Raw genomic sequence first — 13,166 nt, forward strand, 5'->3', positions numbered from 1 at the left:
TCCCGTGGTGATCCCGGTAACGGGCTCCGCAAGGTCGCCTGAGTCCGCGGAGGATCACGGGGTTTTCGCTTTCTCGCGGGTGGGGGAGAAGGTGTCCCCGGCGCCCTCGGTGCCGCTGCCCTGCGCGAGTCCCCGAAGTGCGCGATGGCGTCGATCGGGGACCCCGGCCGCTTCGGGGTTGGCCGTGCTCTTCCGTGCCGGGCGGACGTCTGTCTCTGGTGGTCTTCGGGTGTGGCGCGTGGGGCCATGGGGGCGCCCCTGGTTCTTCGACCGGCTCTGCTGGCCGCTCTGCCATGGTGACCTCCAAGATCGCAGCATCGTGACCTGCGCAACCTCAGTGTTAGCTGAACTGCAAGTCAGACTATAACCCTCTTCTGGGCCGCCTCGGGTGCGTGTTGAAGCCTGTGAAATAGTCGGACTTATAGTCCGTCAATGGCTCGTTCCGCCCGGGCGGTTTTTTGATCTTGGAGGTCATCGTGAACGATCAGTCGGGAGAGCCGGTCGGAGGGCCGGTTCTGGCCGCCCCTCTGAAGTCTCATCCCGCCGAAGCGGCCGGGGTGGTCTTCGGGCAGCCTCGGCTTGCGGCTCGCGTCGGGGCGTTCGTCGCGCTGACGAAGCCTCGGATCATCGAACTGCTCCTGCTGAGCACCATTCCGGTGATGTTCGCCGCACAGCGGGGCGTTCCTGATGTGCTGCTGGTTGTCTATGTCGTCGCCGGAGGCTACTTCTCCGCGGGCGGTGCGAACGCGCTGAACATGTACATCGACCGGGACATCGATGCCGTGATGTCCCGCACCGCGGGCCGGCCGATCGTGACCGGCATGGTTTCGCCGCGTGAGGCACTGGTCTTCGGCATCACGCTGGCGGTGGGGTCGACGGTCTGGCTCGGCCTGCTGGTCAACACGCTGTCCGCGGCCCTGGCCCTCATGGGCCTGCTCTTCTACGTCTTTGTCTACACGCTGGGTCTGAAGCGGCGCACGGCGCAGAACATCGTCTGGGGCGGCCTCGCCGGGTGCGTGCCGGTCCTCGTCGGCTGGGCCGCAGTGACCAACTCGCTCTCGTGGTCGGCGCTGGTTCTCTTCCTCGTGGTCTTCTTCTGGACGCCGCCGCACTACTGGCCGCTGTCGATGAAGGTGCGCGAGGACTACCGGAAGGCCGGCGTGCCGATGCTGCCGGTCACCGAGGGCGACCTGGCTGTGGCCCGTCAGATCGTCGTCTACTCCTGGGCCATGGTCGCCGTCTCCTTGCTGTTCTGGCCGGTCGCGCCCACCACCTGGCTCTACCCCATCGCAGCGGCGCTGCTCGGTGCGGTCTGGCTCAGGGAAGCGCACGGCCTGTACGCACGTGCCAAGGCCGGACTCGCGGGCGCCGACCTCAGGGAGATGCGGCTGTTCCACTGGTCGATCACCTACCTGACCCTGCTGTTCGTGGTCGTTGCCGTCGACAGTCTCCTGCAGTGATCGGCCACTCCAGTGGGTATGGTCCCGGTCGGCGCGCTCGGCTCCTGGAGGGGGAGTGACCCGCCTGATCTGACGGTGAGGCCGGCAACTGTCCCGTCAAGTCGACACGCGGCGCGTCAAGGCGCCGGGGCTGCAACGGCCTTCACCTCGGCGATGGGCCGTGGCCTGGTCGTTGGTAGTGGCAGGTGCGGGTTGGACGTTGCTCTTCGGCGCCATGCCCGGCCGGTGGGCCATCGCGGACGGCGTGGGCGTGCCTGCGGGGCGGCAGGTCAGGCACCTGATCCCTGCGAGAGTGGATGGGTTGGGTTGGGCGGATCCGTGTCCGCCAGGTCGAGCGGACACGCAGGACCGGGTGCCGGATCCGAGCCAACTCCGTCCCCAGGCCGTTCATGATGGTGACGATGGTCCGGATCTCCACTCGACCGATACACGGCCAACGTTCAGAAGGAGGAGGAGTTCAGTACGATCTCCCACCTCGCGGCATCTGCCGCGAGCGCCTTGCCGTCACTGCCTGACGGCCCCCTTCCTGCCGCCGGCGGCAGGCTCACCTTCGAGGCGGCTGCTCGTCCGGGTGGATCGGCAGTGTCGCCGCGGCCAGCAGTACCGACGTCAGTGATTCGAGTTGGCTGTCACTGAGGTCTCCGGTGAGCTCCCGGTCCAGGCGCGCGACCATGACCCTCACCTTGTCGAGCAGTTCCCGGCCGGTGCTGGTGATCTCCAGGCGCGCCGGGCGTCCCTGGTCGGACTCGGTGCGGTGTACGGCACCGAGTGTCTCCAGGGCTCGAACGGTGGCGAGCATGCTCGGCGTTGTGATGCCCGAGCGTCGGGCGAGGTCGCTGTAGGAGAGATCCGAGCGATGCGCCAGATGTCCCAGGGCGCTGAGGTGGCGCAGAGCCAGCCCGAGTTCGGCCATCTCACCTTCCAGAACCCGCTGCAGCTTTCGGCCCGCGGCGATCGCGTGCATCACAGGCGATGACGCCAGCGACAGTGAGCTCGCCTCTTCCTCTCCCACTTACTGATCCCCTTCTGCGGTAACCGGGACTGCTCGGAACTTGAGGAAAAGCTTAGGTTATAGTCCAGCTAATAGTTTGCCTTTAAGTTGCTCATGGAGGAATCGGTGCGCCCTCGCACGGAAGAAGTCGGATCCGGCCGGACACCTCGCAGTGCCGCCGAAAGCGGACTGTGTGCCGAACACCCGATACCTGTGTCGCCCCCGACGGCGACCCCGCAGCAGAGGCTGGTGCGGCGATGACTGCCCTGCTGCTGTCGATCCACGTGCTGGCCTCGATCGTGTTCATCGGCCCGGTCACGGTCGCTTCCGGTATGTTCCCCCGCTACGCGCGCGCCGCTCTGGCCAGCAGCGACAAGAACGAGGGCGAACGGGCCCGGGCCGCCGTCGGCCTGCTGCACCGGATCAGCCGTGTCTACGCCGTGCTCGGGCTGTCCGTTCCTGTGTTCGGCATGGCCACCGGCGCCCAGATGGGGGTGCTCTCGTCTCCGTGGCTGGCGATCTCCATGATCCTGACCGCACTGGCGGCCGGCCTGCTCGCCTTTGTGATCATCCCGCAGCAGAAGGCAGTCGTGGACGCACTGGACAAGGAGGCGCCGTCGCTGTCCGCGATGACGCGTGTGGTGGCCCGGCTGGGTATGACCTCCGGATTCTTCGCACTGACCTGGGCAGTCGTCGTGGTCCTGATGATCACGCGTCCCGGCTCGACCACAGGGGTGTGAACCCATGAACACCCTGGAAACGACCCCTGCGGTGCATGTCCGCGAGCTCTGCAAGGACTACGGGAGCGGGCAACGCGTCGGCCCGCTGTCCTTCACCGTTCCCGCCGGAAGCATCACCGGATTCGTCGGGCACAACGGCGCCGGCAAGACCACCACCATCCGCATGCTGCTCGGGCTGATCGCACCCACCGAAGGCACAGCCGACATCCTCGGCCACGACCTCCGCGACCGCGTCGGATATCTACCCTCCGTCGGGGCCCTCGTCGAAGGCCCCACCTTCTACGACGGACTCTCCGGCCGACGGAACCTCCTCATCCACGCGCGCCTGGGCGACATTCCCACCGACCGGATCGGTGAGGTCCTGGCAGAGACCGGACTCGCCGACCGCGCCGACGACCGAGTCGGCAAGTACTCCCTCGGCATGCGCCAGCGCCTTGGCATCGCGGCGGCTCTACTGCCCCGGCCCGCACTGCTCATCCTCGACGAACCCGCCAACGGCCTGGACCCCCAGGGCACCGCCGACCTGCGGACCCTCCTGCGCAGACTGGCCGACGACGGCATCACCTGCTTCATCTCCAGCCATCTACTCACCGAGGTGGAGCAGCTCTGCGACCATCTTGTCGCCCTGCACCAAGGAGCGGTGGTCTTCGAGGGCAGCCCTGAATCGCTGACCGGCGGCACCCCGGGCGCCTCGCGAATCCAACTCCGCCCCGACGACCCGGCCGACCTCCCCGCCCTGGCCGAACTCGTCGCCGCACTGGGCCACACCAGTACGGAAGAGGCCGGATGGCTGCACTTCTCCGCACCCGGCGAGGCCGCCGCGATCTGCAACGCCGCAGCGATGCACGCCGGTATCACGCTGGCCGAACTGAAACTCCACCAGATCAGCCTGGAAGAGGCGTTCTTCAACCTCACGGCCGCACAGGACGCCCCGCCGGGAGCCGCGACCGCTCACCCCCTCCCGACCGTCACCACCGGAAGCAGGCCCTCGTGACCGGCGTCTTCAGAGCGACCTGGATCAAGCTACGCCGCCCCGCGGTGGTTACCGCCGCAGCGGTCGCGGCCAGCCTGTTCGCGGTGATGATGACCCTCGGCACATTCTTCACAGCCAACCTCCCCGGCGGATCCCGCCTGAACGGTCCGCCACTCTTCCTCGCCGACATGGGCGCCCCCGGAATGCCCGGCGAACTCATCGACCGCATGGTCGAAGTCCTCGGAACCGTCGCCCTCAGCATCGGCGCCGCCGTCATCGCCGCCGACTACGCCACCGGCACACTGCGCACCCAACTGGTCCGCCAGCCCCGTCGCTTGGTCTGGCTGGGCGGCACCGCCCTGGCGCTGGCCTCGTTCGTCGCCATCCTCGTCGTGGCCGCCAGTGCCGTAGTCCTGGCCACCGCTTTCGCCGCCGCGAACTTCTACCACGTACCGACCCAGGAATGGACCAGCAGCGCGGCAGTGACCGCCGCAGCGTCCTCTACCGGACGGATGATCCTGGCCCTGCTCGGCTACACAGCCCTCGGCACCGCACTGGCGATGCTGCTGCGATCCGCCATCGCGGCGATCGGTGTGGGCCTGGTACTCGCACTCGTCGACGTCACAATCGCCTCGCTTGCCCCCGTGGCCAAACCGTTCCTGCCCGTGCAGGTGCTGAACGCGGTCTGCCTCGGGGGAACGTCCGACATCTCTCTCACCTACGCGGTGACCGGCACCGTGCTGATCATCGCGCTCGTCGCCACGGCCTCCTCAGCCGTCTTCGTCCGGCGCGACATCACTGAATAGGCGCCACACACCCATGACGACATCCTTTCAGCCTCCCCGACCGACGCCGCCAGGGTGCGTGAACGCAACACCAGCTACACCATGTGGTCTGACTTCACGCCTGTCGCACCGGTCAATCCGTCCGGGCGCAACCGTCGGCCTCACTCGGATAGCCGTCCAATTCATGGAATTGGACGCGAGGGCAGCGTCGTCCGGGTCGGCTACGACGTGTCCGACCTGCGCCCATCCACCGACATCATGCTGGCTCAGCTGGACTCCACGTACGCGGACATCCAGCGCGAGTACAAGTTCGAGGCGATCCGGTACGTGAAGGAATGCAACACTCAGCCAGGTAGCTCCGGCTCGCCAGCGTCAATGCCAAGACCCGGGAGCACCTTGCGGTGAACAGCACCAGCAATCGTGGCGGGAAAGAGGGCGAACTAGGCATCCCGTGCGAGGTGGACTCGCACCCGCAGGGCACCACACTCCACCGGGGGCGCGGATACGCCACACACAGACCGCGGAGATCGCCGCATGCATCGGATTCGGCAACGTCGTGGACCTCCAGCGCCAAGGCTGCACCCTGCCCAAGCCCTGAACTCGACTCTTGACCCCTAATCAGCGGTCTGTCGATGCCTCCGGAGCCGGTGACACCACCCCCCAAGACATGCGATCGGCAGGGGGAGAAAGTCATGCCAACTCCGGAGGCCGGGCGCCCCATTGCGGGGCAACCAAAAGGGTAATGGGGGTGCCGGGGTGCCCGGCACCCGCCGCCGTGTGCCCCGGGCCGAGTTGGAGTTCTCACCCGACGCCGACATCACCTTGGAGCGGCTCGTCACCGCCCGGCTACTCACCGCGGACGGGATGAGATCGAGCTCGCCCCATGAGGCGCTGATCTCTGCCTGGCCTCGGTTTCACGGCTGGGTCGACAGGGACGGTGAACGGATCCACCATCACCGTCCCCTCACCGAAGCCTCACAATCCTGGGAGGAGTTGGGGCGCGACCCCGGCGCTCTCTACTGAGGGACGCGGCTGGCGCTTGCCAGGGAGAACTTCGCAGCCTCCAAGGACCTCACCGTCACCGAACGCGCCTTCCTCGCAGCTGGTATGACCACCGCGCGGGAGGAGGAGTGGACGGTGCAGGACACCGCGCGGCGCCTGCTGGCGTTGACCTCACTACTCGCCGTGCTTCTGGTCGTCGCTGTGGGGGTGGTCCTCTCGCCTGGCGGCAGAGCACGGTATCGACATCGCAGCGCAACGAGGCCGAGGCCCGCCGTATCGCCGCTGCCCTGGGCACCTCGGACCCGCAAAGTCGCCCTACGTCTGGGTGTCGCCTACCGCGTAGACCGATCTATCGGAAGCCTGTCTGGCGCTTCGCGGAGGGCGCGGACAAAACGAGGAGGATCTCTTCACCCCCTCGATCGACGGTATGCCCAGCACACGAACAGCGCCTGCCGCCCGGCTGAGCCCGCAGCCTGGCCGTCCCGCCCCTGACCATCCGGCTCGAACAACTGCTCATGAGGAAAGGGGGGTTGTACCGTGCCGTCCGCCTCGCTGGACTGCCGTCGCGCCCTCGACGCAGTCCCCGCAACTCCACCGCTCCGACGGCAGCGGGCTGTATGTCGGATCAGATGTCTTCCTGGCGTACTGGCGCGAGCGGGTCCGCGATCCAGTCCTCCTGGGCCGCGAGTACGGCGCCTGTGAGCGGCGCGTCGGCGTCGAGGCCGCCGCGCACGAAGGGAACCCTGGCGGTTCCGACCGGTCCGTCCAGCAGATACGGCGCGAGTATCGCCGCTTGACCGCTGAGGATCACCACTTCCGGTGAGAAGAGGGCGGCGACGAGCCGGCCGAACTGGTGCAGCCGCTGTTGTGCCGACGTGAGGACCGTGAGAACGCCGTCGTCCCCGGCTGCAGCGCGGCGTTCAAGCTCCGCGGCGTAGTCCGCCGACGGCTTGGCGGCCAATTGTGAACCGTCGTCAAGCTGCGTGGCGAACGACTGCAACGAGGCGAACACCTCAAGACAGCCGTGCTGTCCGCATGCGCACAGGGGGCCGTCGGGGTCGATGGGGACGTGCCCGAAGCCGAGCGGGCTTCCATGGCCGCGCAGGAGCCTGCCGTCGACCACGGCGCTCCCGCCGAGACCCCGGCCGAGCAGGATGACGACGGCATTGTCGTCCCCTTGCGCGGCACCGCCGCGCCACTCGGCCAGGGTCGCTAGTTCACCGTCGTTCCGGATCGTCGCACGGGGGAATCCGGCAGCGCGCAGGTCGGCGAGGAACGTGCTCCGTGGTTCGTTGAGCCAGTCGAGTTCCGACGAGCTCAGGCCGCCGGTCTCGACGACCCCGGGAAACGAGACGACGACCGTCGGCGACGCTTTTGGCCGGCGTAGGCCGGCGGTCACCTCGGCGGCCACCTCCGCCAGACCCGGTGCGGCCTGCCCCACGGTCCACGGGGCGGTGGGCAGGCGCCGGGTGTCGGCCAGAACACGACCGGCGAGCGTCGTGGCCCTGGCTCTCATCCCACTTCGGGTGATCTGGATCCCGACGAGGTCGGCGAACCTGTCATCGAGGCGCAGGTTGCGGCGCGGACGCCCACGGCCGGTCCGTTCGAACTCCTCGGCCAGCACACCTGCGCCGACGAGTGCGTTCACCAGCGCGCTCACGGCGCCGGCCGCGAGACCCGTGGCTTCGATGAGCTGCGTCTGGGACGACCCGGGACGTTCGCGGACAGCCCGCACGAGGCGCCGCAGGTTGCGTCGTCGGGCCCGGAGCTCATGCGAACCCGGCCCGTAGACGGAGGTTCCGAGGGTGGTGGCTTGCCTTTTAGAGGTTCAGCAGGGTGGGGGCGTTCGTGTCGAGGATCTGGCGGGTCTGGCCGGAGGGGAGGTCGGCGTGTTCGATGTAGGAGACGGCGGTGCGGTAGAGGTCTCCGGCTTCGTAGGGGAAGTCCGTGCCGAGGACGAGGCGGTCGGCGCCGAAGGTCGCGGCGGCTGCGCGCAGCGCGGGCACGTGTCCGTGGCCCACGGTGTCGTACCACAGGCGCCTGGCTGCGGTGGAGGGCTTCTCCGGGGTATCGGGGGCCTCCCAGGGGACCTGGTTGTCGGCGCGCTGGAGGAGCATGGGCAGCGCGCCGCCGAGGTGGGAGGCGAGGATCCTCATCCTCGGGTAGCGGCTGGGGATGCCCGCGAGGATGAGTTGCATGATGGCGATGGTGTCCTCGATGGGGGCGCCGATGGACCAGGTCAGGTGGTGCTCGGAAATCAGCGGGGTCCCGGCGCCCAGCCCGGCGGGGTGGATGTAGAGGAGGGTCCCGCGCCGGTCGAGTTCCTCGTAGAGGGGGGTGAAGGTGGGGTCGGCGAGCGTGCGGCCGAGGACGGAGGTGGTGACGCAGGCGCCGGCCATGCCCAGTTCGTCGAGTGCGCGGGTCAGTTCCTTGAGCGCGAGGTCGATGTGGGGGAGGGGGAGCGAGGCGAAGGCCAGGAAGCGCTCCGGCCATCTGCGTGCGGTCTCGGCGTACTGGTCGTTGACGAACCGTGCGGCGTGCAGGGCGTGGTCGGCGTCGGTGAAGTGGGGGGACTGCGGTGCGGCGGACAGCACTTGGTGGGTGACCCCGGCCGAGTCCATCAGGGCGAACCGGGCCTCGATGTCCGCCGGGCTGAGTCCGGCTCCCAGGCCGCGCTGGGTGTCGGTGTCCGACTTACCGTAGTCGCGGGCGAGGTCGAGGTAGTCGTCGGTCCACACATGGGCGTGAACATCGATGCGCATGAGCGCCTCCCACGGGTTGACCGGCCCGTCGAGGGCCGCCCCCCTTGCTGACCTCCCCAGGCTCGCACGACCACCCGCACGCCGCCATCCGGGTGATGGACCTGCGGTTTCCCTGCCAGGCCGCGTAACCGGGGTCGGCCTGGCCACCGCCCGGGGTCAGGGTCCGCCGGCCTTGCCGGTCCCGGAGGCCGGCGGCCCTTTTGCAGGACCGCCAAAACACAACTGTGAGAGTTCTTCCGCGGCCCGGGATGGGTTGCTGCCAGGCTCGGCGCCGATGGTGCCCCAGAGCTGGTCGGCGCTCGCGAGGCCCTTTACCCATGCTGTTCGACGCGGCCGGGCCAGCTCTCAAGCGGAATCCGTCCGCGTTTCATATCCCGATGCAGTGCCTGTCCGGAGCTCAGCTCCGATTTCTGGCGACGAGTTGCGCCCTGACCCTCAGAGCGGTGGGCGATGAGACCTCGCCACGCACGATCACAAGGTCATTGTCCTGTGGCACCACGTTGTGAAGGGCCATGACTGCTTCCCCCAACAGGGGTCTTTCCTGCGCGTCGATCTCGGCAATGGATCCCACTACTTCGCTGAATCTGTCCACGCCAGGTGCGCTCAGTCGGCTCGTGAAAAATCCCTGTTTCTCGGAGAGATGATATGCGTAGGCCGCAAATTCCGAGGCTACGCGGGGGGAACCGGACGCCACGGGTTCGATCGAATCATCATTCTTCGGATCAGACATGGATTCGACCTCCTGGCCAGTATCGGGATAGAGCGTCTTCGGTATACCCCTTGACACCTCAGGAAGAGAAACCCCTACGCCTGATCGGCCTATGGCGTACTGCCGGGGCGAACACTGGTGGAGAGGCACACTCCGAGCTTCAATGTCACAGGGGCCTGAGACCGTTGGCTTGTGGAGGAGTTGATCGAGCAGGTTGACGAGCAAGACCAGGTGCTGGGTGGGGTACGCCGCAGCGAGGCTGTCCGCCGTGGTTGGTTGCACCGCATCGCCGTCACGGTGTGCCGCGACCGGGACGGACGGATCCTCGTCCATCAGTGCTCTTGGCGGGCTTCCCGGTTTCCCGGGTACTACGAGGTGGCGGGCTGCGGCGCCGTGGCCGTGGGCGAATCCTATGAAGAGGCCGCGTTGGGCGTCGGTGCACCCGTCCGGTTCGTACTCAGGTTCTGGAACCGACGTGGGCGCAGCCCTCGCTGGCTCTCTGTCCATGAGGCGGTCGTCCCCTGTCGGGTTGACGTTGCGTGGGACGGCTTCGCTCAGTTCACCGTCATCCACGATCGAGCTGTTCATGGTGGCGCGGCGTGCCACCGGCTGCTGTGACGTGGCCGCGGCGTCTGATCGCGGGTGCGGGCGGCTAGCGGTTGTCTTCGTATCGCTCGACCGGCTCGGCTGCGAAGGTACCGTCATCGAGATACACGTTGGTCAGCTCGAACCGCTCATTCCTGGCTCCGATCTGCCAGACCATGATCGTGCCCGCTTGGCGGGTGCTGGCCACCTGAATCGGTCCGCTGTCGACGTCTGACGTGCCGAGCAGTGTGTAGCGCCGGATCGACCGGTAGCTCACGGCGGGGTCGGTGGCTCCGTGTGCGTCCGGCGTTGACAACCTGCGGCGGTGGCCATTGCGCACGCACCAGGCTATGAGACCGACGACTCCGGCCGATCCCACGGCGCCCAGGAGCTCCGGAAGAGATTCACTGAGGATGTTCATGCCGGTCTATCACCTCATGGCCGTGCAGACGACGCTGCGGTGCGAAATGCCCGTGGAACGCGAGCAGTTCGAGGATCTACCTGCGGTGAGGGCATCAATGCGGCTTGGATGTTGTTCTGTCGACGACGCCGGGTTGCGCGGCGCTCGATGAGTACCCGCGCCGCGCGCAGGTCCCCGGGGCGGTTCATTCCGGCGGCGGCGACCAGGGTGTTCCGGCGGGTCCAGAAGCCGAGGAAGCCGCCGTCCGCCGCCGCGGGGTCGTCCCGGCGCAGGACGAACTCGTCGTCGGGGCAGGGCCGCCCGTACATCTGGAGGGTCATGCCGTACTGCTCGGAGTAGAAGTACGGCAGCGCGGTGTGCGGGCGCGGCGCGCCCGCCATGACGGCTCCGGCGACCGCGCCCTGCCGCTGCGCGTTGTCCCAGTGCTCGATACGGCCCCGGGCGGTCAGCAGGGGGTGCGGCTGGTTGGCCACATCACCGGCCGCGAGGATCCACGGCACGCTGGTGCGGCAGTACTGGTCGACGACGACGCCCCGGTCGCAGCGCACGCCGGCGCGCTCGGCGAGGGAGGTGTCGGGACGCACCCCGACCCCGACCACGACGGTCGCCGCGGCCAGCACCTCGCCGGTGGTCAGCCGGACCCCGGAGACCTCTCCCGAACCGGTGAACGCGGCGACGGAGACTCCCGTACGGAGCCGGACCCCGGCCCCGCGGTGCAGATCGGTCACCCGTTGTGCCAGCACCGTCCCGAGCGGGCCCTCCAGCGGTAGCGCGCCCCGTTCGGCAACCGTGACGTCCAGCCCGGCCTCGCGGGCGACGGCGGCCACCTCCAGCCCGATGAAGCCCCCGCCCACGACGACCAGCGGACCGCCGCGCCGCAGCCGTGCCGCCAGGACCCGGGCGTCCCGCGCGTCGCGCAGGGTGACGACGCCGGTGAGCCCCGCGCCGGGGACCGGCAGGGTGAGCGGGACGACCCCGGTGGCCAGGAGCACCCGGTCGGCGTGGAGCGTCCGCCCGTCGTCCAGCACCACGGCCCGGCTCGCCGGCTCCAGTGCCAGGACCCGGGTGCCCAGGCGGAGGTCGACGCGCTGCTCGGCGTAGACGGACTCGGGGACGATGGGCTGTGCGAAGGCCGGATCCGCGTCCGTGAGGGCCTTGGAAAGCGGCGGCCGCTCGTACGGGAGTTCACCTCCGGCCTCCACGACCGTCACCTCCCCCTGGAATCCGTGCTGCCGCATGGACAGCGCGGCGGCGATCCCGGCCGCGCTGCCTCCGACGACGACATGGTGGCGCGCTGTGCCGTCCACGTGTACCTCCGCTCTCTTCCCGCTCTCCCATGGGCGGAAGGCCGCAAGACTAGAAGCGGACGCTGGGCCGGGGGTCCGCGCGTCCCGGCGGCCGGAACGCCTCGGAGCGGGCCGGAGGGGGCCGTGGAGCGGGCGCCCGGCTGCCGGCGGTCCTGCTCCGGGTGCCGGAACAGGTCCGGAAGGGCGCACCGCGTCGGCTGCGGTCTCCGCGGTGCCGTGCGCACCGCGCCCGGGATCGCGGCGCCCGTCGGCGGACCCCGCTCGTCCGAGGCCCGGCTGGTCCGAGGCCCGGCGGGCTGGCCCTCAATCCCGGGAGAGCCGAGACCCGTTGCTGCCTGCCGGACCCACCTCAGCGAAGAGGAGCGTGAGAACCGCACTCGGGCGCGGGGCCTCGTGCATGCGGAACGGGTGAGGATCTGGGCGGAAGGAGAACCGGAACGGCAACGCCATGCCGCCGAAGCCGAAGCCGAAGCCGAAGCCGAAGCCGAAGCCGAACGGCGGGCGCGGCTAGCAGGATGCCCGTGCGAGGAGCAGTTGCCCGAAGAAGTGAGAACGCACGATGCCGACTACGCGGCGAAACGCTGTAAGGGGTGCGGTTCTTGGCTGTGCGCGTCGTGTGACCGGGTACGTGTTGGCGACCCAGGGCGCTCAGCTCGAAACATACCGCCCACAAGTCAGCGAACCCGCCTGCAACGGCGATCACACGGAGGAGGACGGCCCCAACTACCGGATCACGGTGGGTGGCCTGGAGTGCTTCGAGGAGGCGATGCGCCTGTTGATCCGCGCCGGGGCCCAGAACTGGCACGACCCCCGCGTATCTGCGGTTCACCTCCCGATCTGTGTCAACCAGGCGGAAGCGCTGAGGGCCTTGTCGGGCGAGCGTGTGACGTCTCGCACGGAGCGACCGGCCCACCCCGTGGCTGTCAGTGCGCTACGGCCACAGTCCCGATCTGCCGCGTGCGGAGCTGGCACCGCCCATCAAGTCGACGGACCGTTGCGCGGTTTCCACGGCTCCGTCCAGGTCGTCGAGGGCGAGGTCTGCCGCGGCCTGCCGGGATTGTTCCCGCCGGTGTCCAGGGTGATTCCCCGATGGTGGTGTCGTCTGGCAGCGCGAGTAGAAGCCAGTGCGGCCAGGGCCTGGCGTAGACCACGCGGCTGTCGATCCCGAGGACGTCGGCCATCGCCAGCCGGGTCGGGATGGTCGGTCTGCGGGCTTTCGGGCGGGTCCAGCGGCTGATCCTTTCCTTGCGGACCACGATGGCCCCGTACCCGAGGTCCCTGTGCTTGGCGGCGACGCGCCGCAGACAGTACTCGTTGGCCCAACCCCGCAGGGCCGGAACCTGGTTGAGCGGGTGCCGGCCTTCCAGAATCGCGCTCACGCCAAGACGTCCCGGGATACGAACCCTCAGTCTGCGCGACGGAGAACCGGGC

At 68.7% G+C, this 13,166-nt stretch carries 11 protein-coding genes; 5 read left to right on the plus strand and 6 right to left on the minus strand.

The genetic code is table 11. The annotated features are described in order from the left end of the window. Positions 1 to 527: 527 nt before the first annotated feature. A complete protein-coding gene (locus NBG84_RS03820) occupies positions 528 to 1,460 on the plus strand; it encodes a heme o synthase (protein ID WP_250917958.1) in 933 nt (310 codons plus the stop codon). A gap of 544 nt (positions 1,461 to 2,004) precedes the next feature. On the opposite strand, the gene NBG84_RS03825 is transcribed toward NBG84_RS03820, so the two are convergent. After that, positions 2,005 to 2,472 (minus strand): MarR family winged helix-turn-helix transcriptional regulator, encoded by a 468-nt coding sequence (locus NBG84_RS03825; RefSeq protein ID WP_250917810.1) that lies wholly within the window; start codon positions 2,470 to 2,472, stop codon positions 2,005 to 2,007. A gap of 236 nt (positions 2,473 to 2,708) precedes the next feature. Between NBG84_RS03825 and NBG84_RS03830 the strand changes: the two genes are divergently transcribed. The 4 genes from NBG84_RS03830 to NBG84_RS03845 all read left to right on the plus strand — a co-directional run bounded on the left by NBG84_RS03830 (position 2,709) and on the right by NBG84_RS03845 (position 5,972). Then, positions 2,709 to 3,191: a DUF2269 family protein gene (locus NBG84_RS03830; RefSeq protein WP_250917811.1), complete on the plus strand. Its 483-nt coding sequence runs from the start codon at positions 2,709 to 2,711 to the stop codon at positions 3,189 to 3,191. 4 nt (positions 3,192 to 3,195) lie between these two features. After that, entirely contained in the window at positions 3,196 to 4,185 is a 990-nt protein-coding gene (locus NBG84_RS03835) for an ABC transporter ATP-binding protein (RefSeq protein WP_250917812.1), read from the plus strand. After that, a complete protein-coding gene (locus NBG84_RS03840; RefSeq protein WP_250917813.1) occupies positions 4,182 to 4,970 on the plus strand; it encodes a hypothetical protein in 789 nt (262 codons plus the stop codon). The genes NBG84_RS03835 and NBG84_RS03840 overlap by 4 nt, the downstream gene beginning before the upstream one ends. Before the next feature lie 735 nt (positions 4,971 to 5,705). Then, a complete protein-coding gene (locus NBG84_RS03845; RefSeq protein WP_250917814.1) occupies positions 5,706 to 5,972 on the plus strand; it encodes an nSTAND1 domain-containing NTPase in 267 nt (88 codons plus the stop codon). Positions 5,973 to 6,576: 604 nt separating this feature from the next. Here the strand turns inward: NBG84_RS03845 and NBG84_RS03850 are convergent. The 5 genes from NBG84_RS03850 to NBG84_RS41000 form a co-directional block, all read right to left on the minus strand. After that, positions 6,577 to 7,698: an ROK family transcriptional regulator gene (locus tag NBG84_RS03850; protein ID WP_285366351.1), complete on the minus strand. Its 1,122-nt coding sequence runs from the start codon at positions 7,696 to 7,698 to the stop codon at positions 6,577 to 6,579. A gap of 73 nt (positions 7,699 to 7,771) precedes the next feature. Further along, positions 7,772 to 8,713 (minus strand): amidohydrolase family protein, encoded by a 942-nt coding sequence (locus NBG84_RS03855; RefSeq protein ID WP_250917816.1) that lies wholly within the window; start codon positions 8,711 to 8,713, stop codon positions 7,772 to 7,774. Positions 8,714 to 9,110: 397 nt separating this feature from the next. Then, positions 9,111 to 10,010, minus strand: a complete 900-nt coding sequence (locus NBG84_RS03860) for a hypothetical protein (protein ID WP_250917817.1) — start codon at positions 10,008 to 10,010, stop codon at positions 9,111 to 9,113. Between the two features lie 64 nt (positions 10,011 to 10,074). Further along, complete coding sequence (locus NBG84_RS03865; RefSeq protein WP_250917818.1) at positions 10,075 to 10,428, minus strand: hypothetical protein; 354 nt, start codon at positions 10,426 to 10,428, stop codon at positions 10,075 to 10,077. 14 nt (positions 10,429 to 10,442) lie between these two features. Next, positions 10,443 to 11,735, minus strand: coding sequence for an NAD(P)/FAD-dependent oxidoreductase (locus tag NBG84_RS41000; protein WP_250917819.1), 1,293 nt, complete (start codon positions 11,733 to 11,735; stop codon positions 10,443 to 10,445). Between the last annotated feature and the right edge of the window lie 1,431 nt (positions 11,736 to 13,166).

Origin of the sequence: Streptomyces albipurpureus, from assembly GCF_023701525.1 — a bacterium.
GTDB classification, from domain to species: Bacteria; Actinomycetota; Actinomycetes; order Streptomycetales; family Streptomycetaceae; genus Streptomyces; species Streptomyces albipurpureus.